Raw genomic sequence first — 18,843 nt, 5'->3', positions numbered from 1 at the left:
ATTTTTTTCAAAAGAAAAAACAGGAAAAAAAGAAAGTCAATCAGGACATCGGGTAACGCGGAAGGCAAAAGGAAACGGAATAAAGGATGGCTATTGTGCGGCTGGATGTGTTTATGCCGTAGTCTTTTGCGGCATGTGGGCAATGGCTACCCGAAGTACCTTTACTTCCTTTTTCACCTGTTCTTTTGACAAAAAGTGATTCCCAAAACATATTTTTTTAAAAAACATATCTGGGTAAAAAGCAGTATCAATTCATAGGGAATTGAAAGTTGTGGCTGTGGGAACGGAAATAAGGCAACTTTCAATTTGCTATGTTAGGGGAGTTCATAAGCTCTTTTGCCACTTGGGAGAGGGTAGGTCAAGCAAATGTGCTTAGGAATTTTGGAGCTGGCTGTAGGCGATATTTCCAACAAAAAAATAGTAAAGTATAATTGAAGGTTTTGTTGCATAAAAAATCATGAAATTCTTTACTGTTTAACTATAACTCCTATCCTGATGATATTTAATATAAAAATCATATTTCGACATCATATTTTTTTATAAATTAGTGACAGCTAATAACCTATAAATATGAAAACAATCAAAAAAGCCATGGGCATTGTCCTATTGTCCATGATTGCTGTTTCCTGCAGCAAAAGTTCAAATTCAAAAATTTTATTTGAAGAAGATTTTTCCAAAGGTCATGCTGATTGGAAAGTAGTAGGTGACACGATCATCAAGCAGTTTGATCTACAGTTCCAGGACAGCAAAGAACCGCTTAAAGTTTCCTGGCTCGCTTCAAAGGATGCCGGGGGATGCCTTCAGGTGAGCTACGCAAGAATTGAGCGCATTAATGCTGATTCCAACATGAAGGCCGATAGTATCAAAGCGGAACCGGGAACGTGCGGCACGGCGTGGGAATCTTCTGATTCCACACAGTACAACCAAATGGTATTTACAGGAATTCTGAGTAAATCTCACACGGTAAGAAAGAACGTGAAGCAAGGAACCTTTCTTATTATTAACGGCAACGGTAAAATTACGGACCTTTAGATCTACTATCAAACAAACCGAAAATTATGGAGAGACCTAGAATTTTATGCATCCATGGTATTGGTGGTAAGGATGCCACCATGGGAGATATTCCTGGATGGGCGGATAATTGGCGCAGCGGGTTCAAGTGTCATCTTAACATCGGTAATAATGAAAGCATCAGCTTTATGAAATTTGACAGTTACTTTGAGCGACAGGACGCAGGAATTGTTGATTATGCAAAATTTATCAGTAAGACCTTTTTGGATTTTCTTTTCAATAGAAGAAGAAACAAGATGATGAGCATCAAAGATTGGATGGATGATTATCCGGATATGGCAGTGGAATATCTGCAGGGCGGTGAACTTAAACGTATTCTTTATACTGAACTGCGGAAAAACATTGCGTCACATAGACCGGATATTATCTATGCACATAGCCTTGGATCATTACTATGTTATGACTTCTTTTCAGAAGATGAGAACAATACAGGATTTGAACATATCACACTGGTTACCGATGGCTCACAGCTAGGGAGCAAACTTATCAGGGGACATATCAAGTATCCTATTGCCCAGCTGCCGATCAAGAAGTGGTACAACCTCAATAATGATAAAGACCTTGTTTTTGCGGGAAGAAACATTTTGGCCTCACATCCAAATTTTAAACAGGTGGAGACCTATTTCAATGACAACTGGCCGGCCAATCATGATGGTTACAGATATTTAAACCATCAGAAAGCGGTTTCTGAAGTTTGGAAAACTTTCTGATATACACCCAAAAAGTGGAATGATCCATTATTTATATCTTGGTGGGGTAGAACAAATTTACTCTGCCAAGATTGATATAGTGTATTATGGGCTGGAATCTTGGAATGAGTTGAAGCATAGAAGTTAAATAAGTTTTTTTTGTATAAAAAGCTTCACAGAGCTATTATCTAAATTTTTAGAAAAAAGCGCTAAATTGAACCAAAATTATTTTTCATGGAACTGATCTATGATGTATCCCTTGAAGTTTATATCAGCACCGAAGAGGCAGCTCTATTATACCGATATATAAGCCTGCATCCTGATTACAAAAAACATATTACAATTGGACATTTTGCATACAATTATAAAGACTTCGTCAATGAAGAACCGCTATATCTTAGACTAACAAAGAAGGTACTAAATATTTGCGCAGCAGTACTTGAAGATCAGGATTTTAACATTGTTGAAGATATTGTTCCCAAAAAAGATCTTATCGACAAATTTTACGAGTGGTCAAAAATTATTTGCGATGAAGAAGATTTGATTGAGGATTATAGAACGCAGTATGATTATCTCAAATATCATCAGATCGTAAAAGAAGATGATTACTTTAGCCTTGCAAAATATTTCAGGACAAAATTTCATGAAATCGAATACCTAAGACTGCAGGTCGAATCTGAACCATCAATTGCCAGCAAGATCAAAAGATATTTTGGCTTTTGATATGGATATTCATTGATGTCCGTAGCATGAACAGGAATATAAGTCGAAGAAGGGTGCCATCCATGTTTACTAGCCGTAAGGTTTTCTTTCATGGAGAAAATTCTTTGGCATAGTGACCAAAAGTTGTAAAAAGGAAAGTCTTTTTTATAAGTTTAATTTTATTTGGTATGTCCCTGAACCCTTCACCTTAAAGAAACGTTCAAGGATTGTTTGATCGGCCAGGAGTTTTGCTATTTTTGTTGGCGTTATACCCTATTTAAACCCAATTACTGATAGTTGGTTAACAGAAACTCTCAATAACATCTGTAAAAATACTTCTATAAAAGATTTTTTCTAATTTGCCAAGATTTATTGGATTGATCATAAAAAAGTCTACAGACAGTCTTCCTGACTATTTTTCCCTTACCATTTACGTACTCACCGAGACGAACCTGAACTTGGCAGGGATCAACCTTAAGGATTTCGGCATATGCTTTTTCACCAGTGCTGAATTCAGCTATAGCTTGAACAGGCTCTGTAGTTATTTCAGGTTCAAAAATAAATTCCGCTGAACAGCCGACGGTTGCGCTTTTTCCGTGAAATATTATTCCATTCATATCTTCCGGTATTTCTGTTGATCAGACCGATCTTTGAACAAAAACTTTGTTGTAAATATCCTCGTATTATAATAACGATCTGTAATGTATTTTGTTTTTCTTGTTAATATTTTTTTATGAGGCTTAGCTCTGTTTTTTTATTAAATAATAGAAAATTTATATAAATGTGGTAGTAGGTATATATTAATAATGTGATTATGGTATGTAATTTGTATTTTTTGTGTACCAATTTTTTACTGAGATTTCATTATTAATTTATTATTCCCATTATGCTAATCAATGAAAATCTACTTCTGCAGAGCGGTGCTCAATATGAAGAATATCAAGCCAAAGACTTCCTTTATTATAAGGGAACAAGTCCCCGATTTTATTTTCAGATCGTCCAAGGTACGGTTGAATTGAACCAGTTTAATGACAGCGGTTCAGAGTTTACCTTCAATATTTTGTCGAAAGGGCATAGTATCGGTGAATCCGTACTTCTTGGGAATCAGTCCTATCCAATGAATGCAATCGCGAAAACAGACTGTCTGGTTCTTAAGCTGGCAAAAACAGAATTTTTAAAGCTATTGGATGACAACAGGGAAGTAGCAGTTACCTTATTGAAATATATTTCTGATGCAATGTATCATAATTACATCATGTTAAGCTGCAATTCATTTTCGGATCCGATGTCAAAGATCAAGTCTCTTCTTGACTATCACAAACAATTCCAATCTGGCGAGAACTCGGACTTTGAGGTTCCGTTCACTAGACAGCAGATCGCCAATATGACAGGACTACGTGTAGAAACAGTAATCAGGACAGTCAAGAAAATGCAAGCAGATCGGATTATTAAATTGGAAGGACGTCAGATTGTATACTGATAGAGCGATCTCAGATAATTATGCACAACGGTCCAACCATTTATTAATTATACCTGTTATTATTTAGCAGTCCATTAATAATCCTTAATGCAGAAATTTTATTACAAAATCACAAATCATGGCAGATAACAAATCAAAAAAAGGAAAAGCCGACAGAAACAAAGTAAGCGGCTCAGAGAATTACGAAATAGAGTACTTTAAAGAGAAGATCGGAGTAAGCTCGCAAGCAGTTACCGGCGCCATCCGTGCACGGGATCAAACGACAGAAAGACACTGGAGAAATATCTGAAAGATAAACACAGTAAATAAGGCTGTAGGCATTTTACATAAATTTTTAAACTTAAACATATGGGCTTATCTAAATACCGCGAAAAGCGTTCTGAGGAAAAGACCCCCGAACCTTTTGGAGGAAAACCAAGTGGCAAAGAACTTCGCTTTGTTATCCAGAAACATGATGCTTCGCACCTACATTATGATTTCAGGCTGGAGATGGACGGCGTGCTCAAAAGCTGGGCAGTGCCAAAGGGTCCTTCAACGGATCCCGATGTGAAGCGCCTTGCCATGATGGTCGAAGACCATCCTTACGATTACCGCAATTTTGAGGGTATCATTCCCAAAGGACAGTATGGTGGCGGAACCGTGATCGTCTGGGATGAAGGTACCTATGAACCGGTTGAGGGTGAAGAGAAGGATGTTAGCAAACAAGAAAAAAGTCTGCTTCACCAGCTGTATTCCGGAAAGCTCAAATTCAGGCTCCATGGCAAAAAGCTAAAAGGTGATTTCGCCCTTGTCAAAGCCCACGGAAGGGGAGAAAATGGGTGGCTGCTGATGAAACTCGATGATAAATATGCCAGTGAAAAGGATATCACATTAAAAGATAAGTCCGTGATTTCCGGTAAGACCATCGCCCAGATGGAAAAGTCTCCAGATAAGGTTTACGGAAAGAATATCATCAAAAAAGATTCGACTGTAAAAGATAAGGAAGCCACTTCGAAAAAGGCCGCAGAGATTATTGAAGATCAGCTGCAGGCAGAACCCACCGAAGAAATTAAGTCAACAACAAATGTCGCCGCACTGCTTCGAAAAGCTCCCAAGCAGGATTTTTATGAATCTCTGGAACCCATGCTCGCTACATTGGTGGACAAACCCTTTGATGATGAAGGTTGGATTTATGAGGTGAAATGGGATGGCTATCGTGCTGTCGCTTTTAAAAAGGGCAAGAAGCTGGAAATTAAATCCAGGAACAATAAAAGTTTTAACGAAAAATTCTACCCGATCTACGATGAGCTCAAAACAATGAAACTCGATGCAGTACTCGACGGAGAGGTTGTTGTTTTGGGAAAAGAAGGTACTGCTGACTTTGGATCACTGCAGAACTGGCGTAGCGAAGCTGACGGTGATCTGGTGTACTATGTATTCGATCTGCTCTGGCATAAAGGGAAAGACTTAAGAGACCTTCCCCTTACCGATCGAAAAGCGATCCTAAAGGAAATTCTTCCCAAGAGTGAAAAGATCCTGATCAGTGAACATTTTCATACCTCGGGTATTTCCTTTTTAGAAGAAGCGCGAAAGCTTGGGCTGGAAGGCATTATGGCTAAGCGCGCTGATAGTCTATATTATTCCAAAGTGCGTTCTAAAGACTGGCTTAAGATCAAAGCGAACAAACGGCAGGAGGTGGTGATCGGGGGATATACGCTCAATGATGATTCCAGCAAGCTCTTCAGCAGTATTCTTGTCGGTGTGTATGAAGGAAAGGATCTTATCTATACCGGAAAAGTAGGCACAGGTTTCAATGAAAAGTTGCAGCGTGAAATGATGGAACTATTTAAACCCCTTGTGATAAAAAAAGCACCTTTCGCCGGTGAACCTGATGTTAATAAGCCTTCCAGGTTCCGTCCGAACCCTCCCCATGCTTCGGTGACCTGGCTGAAGCCTGAACTGGTCTGTGAGGTGAGCTTTACGGAAATCACCAGCGACGGGGTGATGCGTCATCCATCTTTCGACGGGATGCGCGAAGATAAATCAGCGAAAAAAGTGGTTCTTGAGGAGGAAACTCCCACTGAAAATGTTGTCGAAGAAAACTCATCGGAACTGGTAACAGCTAGGGGACAGAGCGGGCGAAAAACATTACTGAATCCAAAGGATAAAACACAGGTCAGAAAAGTAAACCGTCACGAGCTGAAATTCACCAATCTGGATAAAGTGTTTTGGCCAAAAGAAGGATATACAAAAAGAGACCTTATCAACTACTATTATCAGGCAGCTCCGTTTATTTTACCATACATAAAAGACAGACCCCAAAGTATGAACAGGTTCCCTAATGGAATAGAAGGGAAGGGCTTTTATTTTAAGGACGTTACCGATACGGCTCCGGATTGGGCGGAGACCTATTTATATCATAGTGATACTGAAAAAGAAGATAAACATTATCTTGTCGGCAAAGATGAGGCAACACTACTATACATGGCCAATCTTGGCTGCATCGAGATGAATCCATGGAGCAGCACCATAAAAAAGCCTGATCATCCAACTTTCTGTATCATTGATCTTGATCCTGACAAAAACTCATTTGACCAGGTTATTGAAGCTGCTCAGGTAACAAAAAGTATTCTGGATGATATGGGCATTGACAGTTATTGCAAAACCAGCGGCTCAACAGGACTGCACATCTATATTCCTTTTGGTAATAAGTATACTTATGAGCAGTCCAAAGAGTTTGCAAGGGTGGTCGTAACACTTGTCAACAGGGAACTTCCAGATTATACCAGTTTAGAACGTGGCATCAAAGACCGTCACGGAAAAATGTACCTTGATTTTCTGCAGAACAGACCTCATGCTACAATTGCAACAGTCTATTCGGTAAGGCCAAAGCCCGGAGCTACGGTTTCCATGCCTTTACAATGGGACGAGGTTAAAAAGGGACTCAAGATAAGCGATTTCAATATCCAAAATGCCATAGGTAGAATGAATGAAATGGGAGATATCTTTAAGCCCGTGCTTGGTAAGGGTATTGACCTAAAAAAAGCAATAGAAAAGTTTTCCAAATTAGATCGATAAATATCCAGCAGGATCTAAATACAGATCTTGCATTGTATGCGTTTCGCTTCAATCATTTTATAATTGTCTTGCTATCCTGCGTAATTACTCTTTTGTGATTCACCCCCCAGCGAGCAAGGATTGTAACTACTTCTTTCAGGGACTCCGCATACGCTGTAGGTACGTATTCTACAATGACAGGTGTTTGTTCCGGGTGTACTACGCGTTTAACAAGCAGGTTCATTTCAAGGGACTTTAATTCACTTGATAAAACCGTCGCTGAAATACCATTCAGCCTTCGCTGGATTTCATTGAACCTGGTATGCCCGCTGATAAGGACTATAATGATCTTTAATTTCCATTTTCCTCCCAGAACAAACAGAGAATCTTCCACAGCCGAAAGACTATTTTCGCATTCTATAGCCGGATTGGCATTCTGTATTTTTTTATTCATAACTATTGAATTGTACTAACATAAATAGTACTACTAAGGTTTATATAACTACTACTAAAAACGTAGTAAATGTAAATATCTTTGTTGAGATATAAAACAAATAGAGAATGAAACAAATATTGCACATCATGTCAAGTCCAAAGGAGGATAGCTCAGCCAGTAGAAAAATGGAAAAAAAACTCGTACAGCAACTGCTGGAGAAGTACGCTGACGGGACGGTTGTTGAGTATGATCTGTCCCGGATGGAAATACCGCATCTAGCCGAAAATCATATCAATGCCTTTTTTAAGCCAGCTGACCAGAGAACAGAAAAAGACGGGCAGGATATTATCTTTTCTGACAAGGCTGGTGTATATTCTGAAGGGAAATTAAAGGACTATGATTTTGTCACCAACTATGTCCAATTTTTTCTTGAGCTGATCGGTATTGAGGTAATAGCAGTTTTCAGGGCGGAGGGACAGGCAATATTTGGCAGAGAGGAGTCCTTAAATATTGGATTGCAAAGCATTGTTTTAAACGTATAGAATAAATTAATCAATATATTTTTTGCGTCAGGGATTGAAATGGAAATCCTTTTCCGCAGGGAATAGATTGAAATGAAAAGCCCGCCCGTAGGGGACGCCCTATCGATTCTTTTATGATTTAATTGAACGATGTAGAGTAGCTATTACAGATTCTGACTTTGTCAGAATTCACTAAAGATCCAAAAAATAAAATCCCAACCGTATGGCTGGGATTTTATTTTTATTTTTTTGTTTCTTCAACAGATACCTTACGGAATTCCTTGAATAGTTTGCTCAGTTCTAAAGCAGATTTTCTAGCTCTTGTACCGGCAGCCTTGTTACCTTTTTCACTCTGTAGTGCTGATTCATTAGAAAATGCTTCAAATTCAGCATTGATCTTTTCGATAAGTTCTTTCATAGTTTGATTATTTATTTTGAGCTGCAAATATAGCATATAGCTCGAAACCTACCTTATGTCATACAGCCTATTTTATGGAAAAATAAGGTTTTTAGAGCATTCCTTAAACCATTTTGCACAAAAAACAAACCCCGACGATGCGGGATTTGTCATTATTAATAAAAAAAGTAATAATGTTTAAAACATTGATCACAGGTGAAAAGTATCACCTTATTCCTCTGTTGCACCATCCAGAACAGCAAAGTATTCTGACCAGTCCGGATCGTACTCATCCTGTATTTCGATTGTGTGGGGATAGTCCAGCTCGTCAAGGACTCTGCTGATCAATTCTTCCGTTTTTTCTATATCACAAGTGTAAAAGTGCCATTCCCGCTGGCCGTTTCCTGAATAAACAAATGATAAAACAGCAAAAAGATCGGGCTCCAACTGTTCTATAATTTTGTTTTCAACGGTTTCAAAAAATTCAAGTTGCTCATCTGAAGCTGACCTATCTTCTGTAGCAATTTCGTACAGAAAGAAGAGCATAAGACGGTGACCAAATCCTTTATCTTCAATAAAGGGATAAAGATGGGGACGGTAGCGCAGCATAAAGGGAAAACCATTATTTTCTCCTTCTGCAAGGGTCCATTGGTCTTCGTCTGTAATTAGTTTTTTCAAAATTTCACTCATAATTTTTTTATTATTTGGAATAGAACAGTTCGATATTATTTTAAGATTACCTATTCATAATTCTTTAATTCCGTTGTCAGATCCCTTGAAAATTCTTCAAGGTCAACCACAAAACCTGATCTTCCATTTAAAGGGAAAACATTGATCAAAAGTCCCTCCTGAGCGATGTAATCTATTACGTTATCAGAGAGATCGTCCAGTGTAAGAAGCAAGGGTTTGTAATCTTCCCAATTTTCCTCCAAATTGGAAGCGATAAACTCTTCTTCTGGCCAGAATGAGATTAAGGAATGTTTATCAATCATTGAAATAGCATAATTTCCCTCTGAGTCAACTATGGTCCACAACTGCTGGGCATCCGCAATTTTTTTAATGAAATAGTCATAGCGTTTTTGTGGCGCCAAAGCCATGATACTTTCAAATTTTTTACTGTTCATAATAAGGTATTATAGATCTATCAATATTTTATTCGTAAAAAACAAAATCCCGATCTTGCGTGGATTTTGTCGTCCTAATTTATTTTAAAAAAATCAAAATGATTTCTTACGGATTTTCACTTTAGCATTCTTCTTCCCAATTCTCCCATGGATCGTTCCCATTTTCTCTCCACAAACCTTTCTCTACTTGCAGGTTTATAGCGGCTTCAAGTGATTTATCTATACCCAGCATTGTTGCAAATGGTACTATCCTGATTTCCTCCTCGGGTACATCCTGACTTGCACCAACATACATATCCCATTCATCCTCTTCCCATCTGGTAACCTCTGTAATACTTTCTCCCTTTAATGCAGCAAGGTTGGTTGCTACGATGGAACCTTCTGGAATGGGATAATTCCATTCATCATCCATCCATCTCCAAATCGGATCTTTAGGATCCCATTTTTGAGTCATGTCCGGAATATCTAGAAGTTTATTTTTCTCTTCAGGTACGATCTGGTACGCTGTTATTTCTGTCAGGTCAAAAATATCAAACACCCCGAGCAGAATTTTTTCATTCCAGCTGGCATCTGTTTGCCTCAACGTGAAATTACCAAAGTTTTCTATATTAAAATTTTGATCAATTGTTAGCCCCTGTGAAAGCATCTCTTGAACTTTATCCACGATCTCTTGAAGCTCGGGAAGATCATAGTTCGCAGTCCCACAGAACACGAGCTCAAATTTTAGACTATTGATCAATCCTATTGTATAAACAAATCCAGGTTGCGGACATGGTATTACAGAAGTTAAATAATAGCCGCTTGTACTGATAACTTTTTTAATATTTTCTATATATTGGTTTCTGTCCATTCTATTTTAATGTAAAGCGTCAAATTTTGTAATGTAGTTTTGCTAAAAAACAAAATCCCGATCAAGCCGGGATTTTGTAATCCTATTAAAAGTCATACTCAGCATCTAAAATGTGCCAAAGAATTTCTGCAATTTGTCGCTAATTAAAGATCTGTAAAATGCAGTTCTTTTTTAGCATATCCTCGTTCAATCATTTCAAAGCCTACTACATCTTCCTTTTTGAAAGCATCAATAATTCGTTCACTATAAAATGGTCCTCCAGCCTGCAAACTAATAATATCTCTATTATTAAGTTCCGATGAGACAAAAAGAGTTTTTGCGCTAAAGTTTCCAGAAGTTCTTAGCTCCATATAATTTTTATATGTTTCAAAAACCTTATAAACATTATTTAATCCATCATAGAAAATTGTTTTTTCAAAATCTACATATTCTGAGTTCTTAAGCATTGGCACAAACCAAAAATAAAATTTTTCAGAATAACCTTCCATAGCAAACTCTTCAAAATACTGTTCCTTAGGATCAATTTTCAGACCGTCCAGTATTTTTTTTACTTTTTCCGTTATGGCGAAATTGATACTGATATAATGGGGCATAACATTCATCAGATCGATAGGACTTTTCTTCCTTTGATACATTTTACCTTTCAAGTCCTTTGGAAAATTTTGGATTAAGATATCTCTGTCCTTAAAGTATTCCTGTACATCGACGAAATATCTTACACTTTGATCATGAAAGACTTTGTTTTTAATTTGAACTGTTAACGGAAGTTTGCTTCTTCCAATCAATTTGGGGTCTATACTTGCATCAAATTGGTAATAGTTTTTACTCTCCATTTGTAAATTTTCAATTCGCTATGATATTATTAAATGGTTTCAGGTTTAAGGGCTAAAAATATGAATTTCTGTTTACCGGCACATCCGTGATTTTACGGATATAAAATATAGTGAAAACCCTATTTACTCGTCTTGATTTTATTCATAGCTTTACGGCCGCTAAAAGCTAACCATGAAACACAAAACCTATTAAAGCAGTTCCAACCCTTAAAATCTGTCCTTAAAATCTTCAACTAAAAAATAACACGCCACGTTTTGACGTTGCGACGTTTGATATTTGCAGAATTAAAAATTCGTAATTACATGTCTTTATCTCAACCTAATTATTTCGTCCATTATATATAAAAATTGATAGCATAGAAACTAGACTTCGGATAGCTTTTGGAGGCTCCTTGCGAATTTAAATGATGAACCAATATATAATTTAACAATTTATGAAAAGAAAATTTTTAAGCCTATCATCCTTATTAATAGGATTTTTTGGCTTTTCACAAACAACTGAAATTTATTTCAAGTATGATGAAGCGGGTAACCAGCGGTATCGGGGACCGGATGTCAACGCTAAGCAATCCCAACAGGAAGCATCTAAGCAAAATGACAAAACAATATCGGTCTCCAGTTCCGTAGCTATTGATGAAAAATACTTTTGGAAACAGGTCAGACTTTACCCTGTCCCCGTTAATACGGTACTAACGATAGACTGGAACGATGAAGTTGATGGATTAATAGAGTCGGTATCCTTATACCAGCACAGCACTGTTCACTGGAAATTCCAGCAACAGAATCTACCCAACTTAAATAAGCATGTTAAAATAGATATGACAGGCTATGAATGGGGAGTTTATATTGTGCGTTTTACCCTGAAAGATGGAAGGGTTCTAAGTAAAAACATAACCAAAAGATAACGTTAAAAACACAACTATGAAATTTTATAAAAAGCGGATGACACTGATTTCATCCTTGGCGATGCTGCTTATTTCGATACTCAGTATTTCGCAGACCCCCGCTCCCCCAAAATTCCATGATACCAAAGGTAATATTGAAGTAACCAAAGCAGGGCAGCTCCAATATACACTTAATATTGAAGTTCCACCGGGAATTAAAGATGTTTCACCCAACGTTAGCCTTATTTATACGAGTGGAGGGCAAAACGGACTTGCAGGTTACAATTGGAATGTAGCAGGATTAAGCTCTATTTCAAGAACTGGAAAAACACTTGAAAATGATGGTATCACAAAAAGAATCCAGTTGGACTATTCAGACTATTACAGTTTCAATGGTCAGAGACTAATACTGAAATCAGGTGAATATGGACAAGATGGAGCAGAATATGTAACTGAAAATTATTCTAATACAAAAATCAAATCCTTTGGTACGCTCTCTGGTTGGCCTTGGAAAGGACCAGAATATTGGGAAGTAAGTTACCCAGATGGCTCTCGAGCTTGGTATGGGGGTATTGCTACTGGCTACAGTACATCCAGAAGCCCAGTAGATTATAATATTGTTAAGTTTCAAGACCGCAATGGAAATTATATTACGTACAATTATCTTTTAGGAGGAAACGTTTCTGTGATAAGTAGTATAGAATGGGGTGGGAATTCAATTCAAGGAACAGCACATTATAATAAAATTAACTTTATATTTCAAGAAAGACCTACACCAGAAACTGCTTATATTAAAGGAGAATCCCTTGTTCAATCCAAACTATTGGAATCAATTGTAGTATCATCAAACGATAGCCAATATAAAAAATATAAGGTCACATACAAAAAGGATTTGCAAGAAACAGATTATAGGTATTTGGATAAAATTACTGTTTCAAACAGTACGGATGAGGAGTCAAATCCAGTAACATTTACCTATGAAAAATCATTGGATCGTCCTAATCCAAATGTTGCATCATGGGGATATCCAAGTGTTGTAAATCACAACTATTTGACAGATTTATTTGGTGACTTTGATGGTGATGGGAGGATCGATTTGATAAAATATCAAGCAGCAGCGTCCCCTGTTTATCCAACAATTAATCAACCAGGATTGTATCTTTTCAAAAATTTTTACTCTTGGGGAGGTCCATACCATGAACCAGTATTGCTTGGAAACTCAATAAGTGCAACAGAACTTAAAAATTCCATTGCTATAAACTTAAAAAGGGATAATTTCGTAAACAATCGTCAAGGATTTGTTACTTATAACCTGATAGCGAATCCTTCTACCTCAAAGAAAGATTTAAAACTTTCCTTCTATAAAATTTCAAATGATAATAACCTAATTTTAGATTTTACTAAAACAATTCCCAATATTGACACATATAATGATGATCCTGATAGTATAGACCCGATTGGATCATCCACCGTTACAATTTTAGGAATAAAGAACTTTGATTTTAATGGTGATGGATTAAGCGAGCTAATTGTTCAGCTAAACTACAGATTTTGCTCTGGTGGAGGTATTGATCCTAATACGCCTATCTTTGATGATGGAGGAAATCTTCTTCCAGGCCAGACCTGTCAGAATTTTCAAAGATTTATTGTAGTTGATCCAGATGAGTCTATTCAAAATGATGCATGGCATTACAGTATGCAGTTATATAATTATCAGGAAGATCCCTTTAAAACATATAAGTCGGGAGATTTTAATGGAGATGGATTAATAGATTTTATAAAACTAGACCAGAATAAGAAATCATATCTTATAACTTTCCAGAAAAATTTTCAGGGTAAGTACGAATCTAATTTATCGTCTTTTGATTCAATAATTGCAATTAAAGGAATGTGGAAAGATGGTTTGACCGGAGATTTTAATGGTGATGGGCTAACAGATATCATGGTTCCTTATGCAGATGATACAACTCTTTGGTATTTATACACTTCAAAAGGAATAGGTTTTTCAGAGGATCCGAAACATTTTAATAGTCAATATAGAAATCGTACCGTTTTTAAAGATCCTTATGATAATATTTCAATTGGAAATCCTAGAACGTTTGTAGCTTTTGATATTAATAATGATGGGAAAACAGAGCTCATTTCGCTTCAATCTGGTAGATCTTATCAAAAAGAATATAATCAGGACAATCCAAGTGCAGGTACAAAATATAGATTTACTTCTGGCAGTGGAGTGAAAGTTTTTTCGACCTTTGGAGGAAATCCTGACTACACTCCTTCTGGTGACAATCATAGTTGGGGATTAGTTAATTATCTTAATTCCAGTAACATTGATAATGCATTAGCAGTAGGATATTTTGATCGAATGGCAATACCTGTGGATCATTTAGCAGGAGCAATGTTAAAGAATATTGCATTGATTTCACAAAAAGTCGATTCTGATGGTCGTATAGGTATGCACATACATTCCTATTATGATATTTCGATGGAAGGACGTATAAAAAGTATAACACAAGGTGGAATCACTACTGAAATTTCATACAAACAGTTGGACAAAGTTAAAAATCCGGGTTTATACGACGGAGACCAACCAGTAAACTATCCCAATGTTGAAATCAATCAATCAGCAGGTATGTACGTTGTCTCTAGTTTGACTCAAACCATAACTTCGAACAAAAAATTAAAGCAGGATTATAAATACAGAGGACTAACTTCCAATATTCTAGGAACTGGAATGATAGGTTTTAGAAAACAAGCTAGATCATCATGGTATACAGAAGGATTTGAAAATACAAAAATTTGGTCTGGAGTTGAAATAGATCCTATCAACAAAGGAGTTCCAATCAAGGAATGGTCAATTAGAACAAATGTTGATTCTCAGGTGTTTCCAGTTGATTTATCTGAAAATAATACACAATTGTTAAGCTTAAAAACAACAACTTATCAAATAGATAAAATTCTAAATGGTCAAGTAGTAACAACTGTTGGAGATGATGACAAATCTAAAGTTGTGACTGCAATAATTCCAAAGACAAGTAGAACAAAGGATTTTTTAACCAATGTCATTGCAGAAAATACAACTACGTATGGTGATTACTACATGCCCTCGCAAAGTATATCAAGAATTAATAATTCATATTCAGTAAATACAACAGACTATCAATATAGTCATAATTCTGCAGGGGATGGACCAGATTATTTTATTGGACGTTTAGTATCAAAAATAGATGTTGTAAATGCCTATGGAGATACAAAGTCTGATAAGGAAGAATATACATACGAGAACAACAATTTAAAGACAACAAAGAATTGGAATTGGGATAATACCGCTTACACTCTTAATACATTTGTATATGACGGTTTTGGCCAAGTTATACAAAAAGTTTTAAGCAATAGCTTAGATTCGCAAACGATTACTTCCAGTACAGAATATGATTCTACAGGAAGGTTTATTGTTAAGGAAACTGATAACTCGGGATTTCATACACAGATCACATATGATAATTGGGGTCAAATATTAACTAAAACAGACCATTTTGGAAATAACATTACGAATACCTATGATGGATGGGGAAAACTAATTAGCTCTTCAAATAATTTAGGAGGAATAAGCACATATATCTATACGAAAGATGAAAACTTTAACGTGACTCTTACAAAAAATGACCCTGATGGGAACGTTTCCAAAAGTTTCACCAATAAGTTTGGACAGTTGTATAGAACAACGACAAAATCATTTGCGCAGGGGCAGTTTGTCTCAAAAGATATTAAGTATGATCTGCTAGGTAGAAAAACACAAGAGAGCGAGCCTTACTTTGATGATCAAAATGCAACAATATGGAATTTGATTTCTTATGATGATTCGGTCTATCCGGCTACTGTAACAGCAACCTCATTGGCGAAAATTAGTTCATCGGGCACTATAACATCTATCGGAAAACAAGTAGTTACTACAATTTCAGGCTTAACAACTACCACGACCGAGGTAAATAATTATAATAAAACTAGCACTAAAACAACTGATGCTCTAGGAAATTTAATTTCTACAACGGATAAAGGAGGAATGATACAATTCTTTTATAATGCAGGGGGACAACAGATCAAAGCTAGCTATGGAAATAATTCGGTGGAAACTAAATATGACGCATGGGGTAGGAAATCCGAATTTGTTGATCCTTCCAATGGTGAATATAAATACGAGTACGATGCTTTTGGTAGAAGTAAAAAAACGATTAGTCCAAAAGGAGAAAAAGTATTTAATTATAATAATTTAGGACAGCTTACTTCACAGGTTGAATTTTCTACAATAGATGGAGGACAGACGACCAATAAGACTACATCATACGCTTACAATAACAAGGGCCTGATCACTCTAAAATCAGGAACAGTGGAAGGACAAGGATTTAGTATTGCATATACATATGATACATATGGAAGACTCCTTTCGTCAGTGGAAAACAGCAATGGAAAAATCTATTCTCAAAAAGGCTTAACTTATAATAATAGTGGTAAAATAACTTCTTATGAGAAGGAGCTTATTTCTTTTGGTAATACAACTAAAGTTTCTGTTGATAATCTTTATAGTGGATGGAATGGTGAGTTATACCAAATTAAAGATAAAAACACAGGAAAAATTCTGTGGGAGCTCAATGATGTTAATGCAAAAGGTCAGGTAATTAAATCTAAATTAGGAGCTGTAGATATCGTAGATTCTTATGATGATAATGGTTACTTAAGTTCAATTAATCATTCTTCTTTGGCTAAGCCAAATATGTTACAAATTCTTTACTCTTTTGATGCTATTAAAAATGAGCTCAAGAGAAGAACAACAGGAGGTGATTTTAACATTTTAGAAACATTTGATTATGATGATAATAATAGGTTGGTTAATTGGACTAATCCTGTTACTAATGTAAAACCTAGTTCGAACCGAAATGTTTATGATGTGAAAGGTAGAATTACTGAAAATGATCAGATTGGACATATGAAATTTGAAAATACAAGTAAAATTTACCAAGCCACAGGAATGACCCTTAATACCCAGGGAATACAAAATTATAGTGGAGATTTAATACAAACAGTTACTTATAATGAGAATAACGATCCGGTTATGATTTCTGGAGAAAAATTCCGTGTTAAGTTTGATTATGGCCTTGGAAGTACTAGACAACGGGTCAGCATTATTAAATTAATGAACCCTACAGGAGGAGGAGGCGAAGGAGATCCACCAATTTCTGAATTTAGTGTTGCAGAATCTTCGGATCTTAATACTCCGGTATGGCAGACAAAAATAACTAAAATTTATAATGAAGATAATAGTTTTGAAGTTATTAGAAACCAAACTTCTGGGTTAGAAAGACACATCATGTATATTGAAGGTACTCCATACGAGTCAAATATTGTATATTTGAAGGAATTTGGTCAAGATACTGCCTCTTATAAATTTTTGCACAAAGACTATTTGGGAAGCATATTGGCGATAAGTGATGAAGATGGTAATAAAGTTGAACAAAGGCATTTTGATGCATGGGGTAACTTTACCCACCTGCAGCTGGGAAGTGGTTCTATCAATACAAATAAAAATTCAATAGCAGAACTCACTCTGTTAATTGATAGAGGATATACAAGCCATGAACATTTCTTAAATGTTGGTATAATCCATATGAATGGTAGATTGTATGATCCATTATTAAGAAGGTTCCTTAATGCTGATGAAAATATTCAGGATGCTACCAATACCCAGAACTATAATAAATATGGGTATGTACTGAATAATCCAATGATGTACAACGACCCTAATGGAGAATTCTGGTGGTGGCTTGCAGGAGCTGCTGCTGGTGGTTACCTTAATGGAGTGCAGGCAAATGGAAGCTGGAACCCAGGGAAATGGAATTGGGAAAAAACTTGGAGTGCTGTGCTGGGAGGTGCAATTGGAGGTGCAAGCATTGGAGGCGCATTAGGAAATATAGCTAACAATGCCGGGGCTATTAAAAACTTTTTGCCAGGAATAGTATCAGGAGGTCTAAGTTCAGCATTTTCAGGGTCAAACTTTTTGGGAGGAGCAATTAGTGGTATCACTTATTCAACCAATATTTTTGATAACAGTGTAACTTCAACAGATGGTTCTAGTAATTCATATAGATATATAGTATCACCAGAATCTTTCCAATTTGGAGGTGGATGGGAAGATTTAACAAAAAAAATACTATTAAATTATGTAAGGACTAATTTTTGTCAGACTTGTTCATATGGACAGCTTCAACAAAAGGCCGGTAAAATGTTTGAAGATGCTTTTAACGCAATTATGACCTTAGACAATGCGCAGTTTAACTATACAAGTAATAGCGCAAAAATTGCAGGAATGTATAAAAATAGACCAAGAAATACTATTCCTGATGGAGTTCTTGATTTAGTACATTATGAAATACAGTATCGAAAAGATAATGTAAAGGTTGGGCCTTTCAATATACGAATTCCAGTTCCTACTGGTAGGTCAGAACAAAGATTTAGAGGCGTTCAATTCGCTGAAGTCAAAGCAATGGACGGAACATTGTATAGTGGCTCAAATCAAGGGCAAATTTCTGCAATGTTATGGTCAATGTATAATAATAGAGGTGTAAGAAGTTTTGGGGGAAGGTTTATTATAGGAACAACCTCGGATACTATTATTTCTCCGGGAATCTATACTTTAGGAACTAGTTATGGAATTACTGTCTCTCAAATGACTAGCCAATATAGAATGGTTTCTGGTCAAATGGAAGTGCGTTTTTCTGCTGGCTGGCCTTTTGTAACAATTAATAGTGCATATATAAGATAGCTA

Annotated in this window: 16 protein-coding genes; 9 read left to right on the top strand and 7 right to left on the bottom strand. The window is 36.4% G+C overall.

Annotation, left to right across the window (positions count from 1 at the left end; translation table 11 throughout):
- Positions 1-591 precede the first annotated feature (591 nt).
- The 3 genes from BUA89_RS17655 to BUA89_RS17645 all read left to right on the top strand — a co-directional run bounded on the left by BUA89_RS17655 (position 592) and on the right by BUA89_RS17645 (position 2,483).
- Complete coding sequence (locus BUA89_RS17655) at positions 592-1,032, top strand: hypothetical protein (RefSeq protein WP_143152382.1); 441 nt, start codon at positions 592-594, stop codon at positions 1,030-1,032.
- Positions 1,033-1,058: 26 nt separating this feature from the next.
- Positions 1,059-1,781 (top strand): hypothetical protein, encoded by a 723-nt coding sequence (locus BUA89_RS17650; RefSeq protein ID WP_143152381.1) that lies wholly within the window; start codon positions 1,059-1,061, stop codon positions 1,779-1,781.
- Between the two features lie 213 nt (positions 1,782-1,994).
- Complete coding sequence (locus BUA89_RS17645) at positions 1,995-2,483, top strand: hypothetical protein (RefSeq protein ID WP_072961459.1); 489 nt, start codon at positions 1,995-1,997, stop codon at positions 2,481-2,483.
- Positions 2,484-2,800: 317 nt separating this feature from the next.
- Here BUA89_RS17645 and BUA89_RS17640 read toward each other — a convergent pair whose 3' ends face one another.
- A complete protein-coding gene (locus BUA89_RS17640) occupies positions 2,801-3,079 on the bottom strand; it encodes a hypothetical protein (protein ID WP_072961456.1) in 279 nt (92 codons plus the stop codon).
- A 269-nt stretch (positions 3,080-3,348) separates the two neighbouring features.
- On the opposite strand from BUA89_RS17640, the gene BUA89_RS17635 reads away from it, so the two are divergent.
- From BUA89_RS17635 to ligD, 3 genes are all read left to right on the top strand, one after another.
- Complete coding sequence (locus tag BUA89_RS17635; RefSeq protein WP_072961453.1) at positions 3,349-3,942, top strand: Crp/Fnr family transcriptional regulator; 594 nt, start codon at positions 3,349-3,351, stop codon at positions 3,940-3,942.
- A gap of 118 nt (positions 3,943-4,060) precedes the next feature.
- The gene (locus BUA89_RS17630; RefSeq protein WP_083531729.1) at positions 4,061-4,231 is read left to right on the top strand and encodes a DUF3606 domain-containing protein; all 171 of its coding nucleotides are present in this window, start codon (positions 4,061-4,063) and stop codon (positions 4,229-4,231) included.
- A gap of 59 nt (positions 4,232-4,290) precedes the next feature.
- A complete protein-coding gene (gene ligD / locus BUA89_RS17625) occupies positions 4,291-6,999 on the top strand; it encodes a DNA ligase D (protein ID WP_072961448.1) in 2,709 nt (902 codons plus the stop codon).
- Positions 7,000-7,051: 52 nt separating this feature from the next.
- Here ligD and BUA89_RS17620 read toward each other — a convergent pair whose 3' ends face one another.
- Complete coding sequence (locus BUA89_RS17620; RefSeq protein ID WP_072961444.1) at positions 7,052-7,432, bottom strand: winged helix-turn-helix transcriptional regulator; 381 nt, start codon at positions 7,430-7,432, stop codon at positions 7,052-7,054.
- A 107-nt stretch (positions 7,433-7,539) separates the two neighbouring features.
- Between BUA89_RS17620 and BUA89_RS17615 the strand changes: the two genes are divergently transcribed.
- Positions 7,540-7,956, top strand: a complete 417-nt coding sequence (locus BUA89_RS17615) for an NAD(P)H-dependent oxidoreductase (protein WP_072961441.1) — start codon at positions 7,540-7,542, stop codon at positions 7,954-7,956.
- 220 nt (positions 7,957-8,176) lie between these two features.
- On the opposite strand, the gene BUA89_RS17610 is transcribed toward BUA89_RS17615, so the two are convergent.
- The 5 genes from BUA89_RS17610 to BUA89_RS17590 all read right to left on the bottom strand — a co-directional run bounded on the left by BUA89_RS17610 (position 8,177) and on the right by BUA89_RS17590 (position 11,139).
- The gene (locus BUA89_RS17610) at positions 8,177-8,353 is read right to left on the bottom strand and encodes a histone H1 (protein ID WP_072961438.1); all 177 of its coding nucleotides are present in this window, start codon (positions 8,351-8,353) and stop codon (positions 8,177-8,179) included.
- A 210-nt stretch (positions 8,354-8,563) separates the two neighbouring features.
- A complete protein-coding gene (locus BUA89_RS17605; protein WP_072961434.1) occupies positions 8,564-9,022 on the bottom strand; it encodes a DUF695 domain-containing protein in 459 nt (152 codons plus the stop codon).
- A gap of 50 nt (positions 9,023-9,072) precedes the next feature.
- Positions 9,073-9,456, bottom strand: coding sequence for a DUF2750 domain-containing protein (locus BUA89_RS17600; protein WP_072961430.1), 384 nt, complete (start codon positions 9,454-9,456; stop codon positions 9,073-9,075).
- A 121-nt stretch (positions 9,457-9,577) separates the two neighbouring features.
- The gene (locus BUA89_RS17595; protein WP_072961427.1) at positions 9,578-10,306 is read right to left on the bottom strand and encodes a DUF4262 domain-containing protein; all 729 of its coding nucleotides are present in this window, start codon (positions 10,304-10,306) and stop codon (positions 9,578-9,580) included.
- A 143-nt stretch (positions 10,307-10,449) separates the two neighbouring features.
- Positions 10,450-11,139 carry a hypothetical protein gene (locus BUA89_RS17590; RefSeq protein WP_072961424.1) on the bottom strand — a complete coding sequence of 230 codons (690 nt, stop codon included), beginning with the start codon at positions 11,137-11,139 and terminating at the stop codon, positions 10,450-10,452.
- Positions 11,140-11,573: 434 nt separating this feature from the next.
- Here BUA89_RS17590 and BUA89_RS17585 point away from each other — a divergent pair, with 434 nt between their 5' ends.
- Both BUA89_RS17585 and BUA89_RS17580 read left to right on the top strand, forming a co-directional pair.
- Positions 11,574-12,044: a hypothetical protein gene (locus BUA89_RS17585; protein WP_072961421.1), complete on the top strand. Its 471-nt coding sequence runs from the start codon at positions 11,574-11,576 to the stop codon at positions 12,042-12,044.
- A 16-nt stretch (positions 12,045-12,060) separates the two neighbouring features.
- Positions 12,061-18,840 carry an RHS repeat-associated core domain-containing protein gene (locus BUA89_RS17580; protein WP_083531728.1) on the top strand — a complete coding sequence of 2,260 codons (6,780 nt, stop codon included), beginning with the start codon at positions 12,061-12,063 and terminating at the stop codon, positions 18,838-18,840.
- Positions 18,841-18,843: the final 3 nt, after the last annotated feature.

The organism is Chryseobacterium arachidis (assembly GCF_900129245.1).
Taxonomy (GTDB): domain Bacteria; phylum Bacteroidota; class Bacteroidia; order Flavobacteriales; family Weeksellaceae; genus Chryseobacterium; species Chryseobacterium arachidis.
This window is presented reverse-complemented; position numbering and strand designations above follow the sequence as displayed.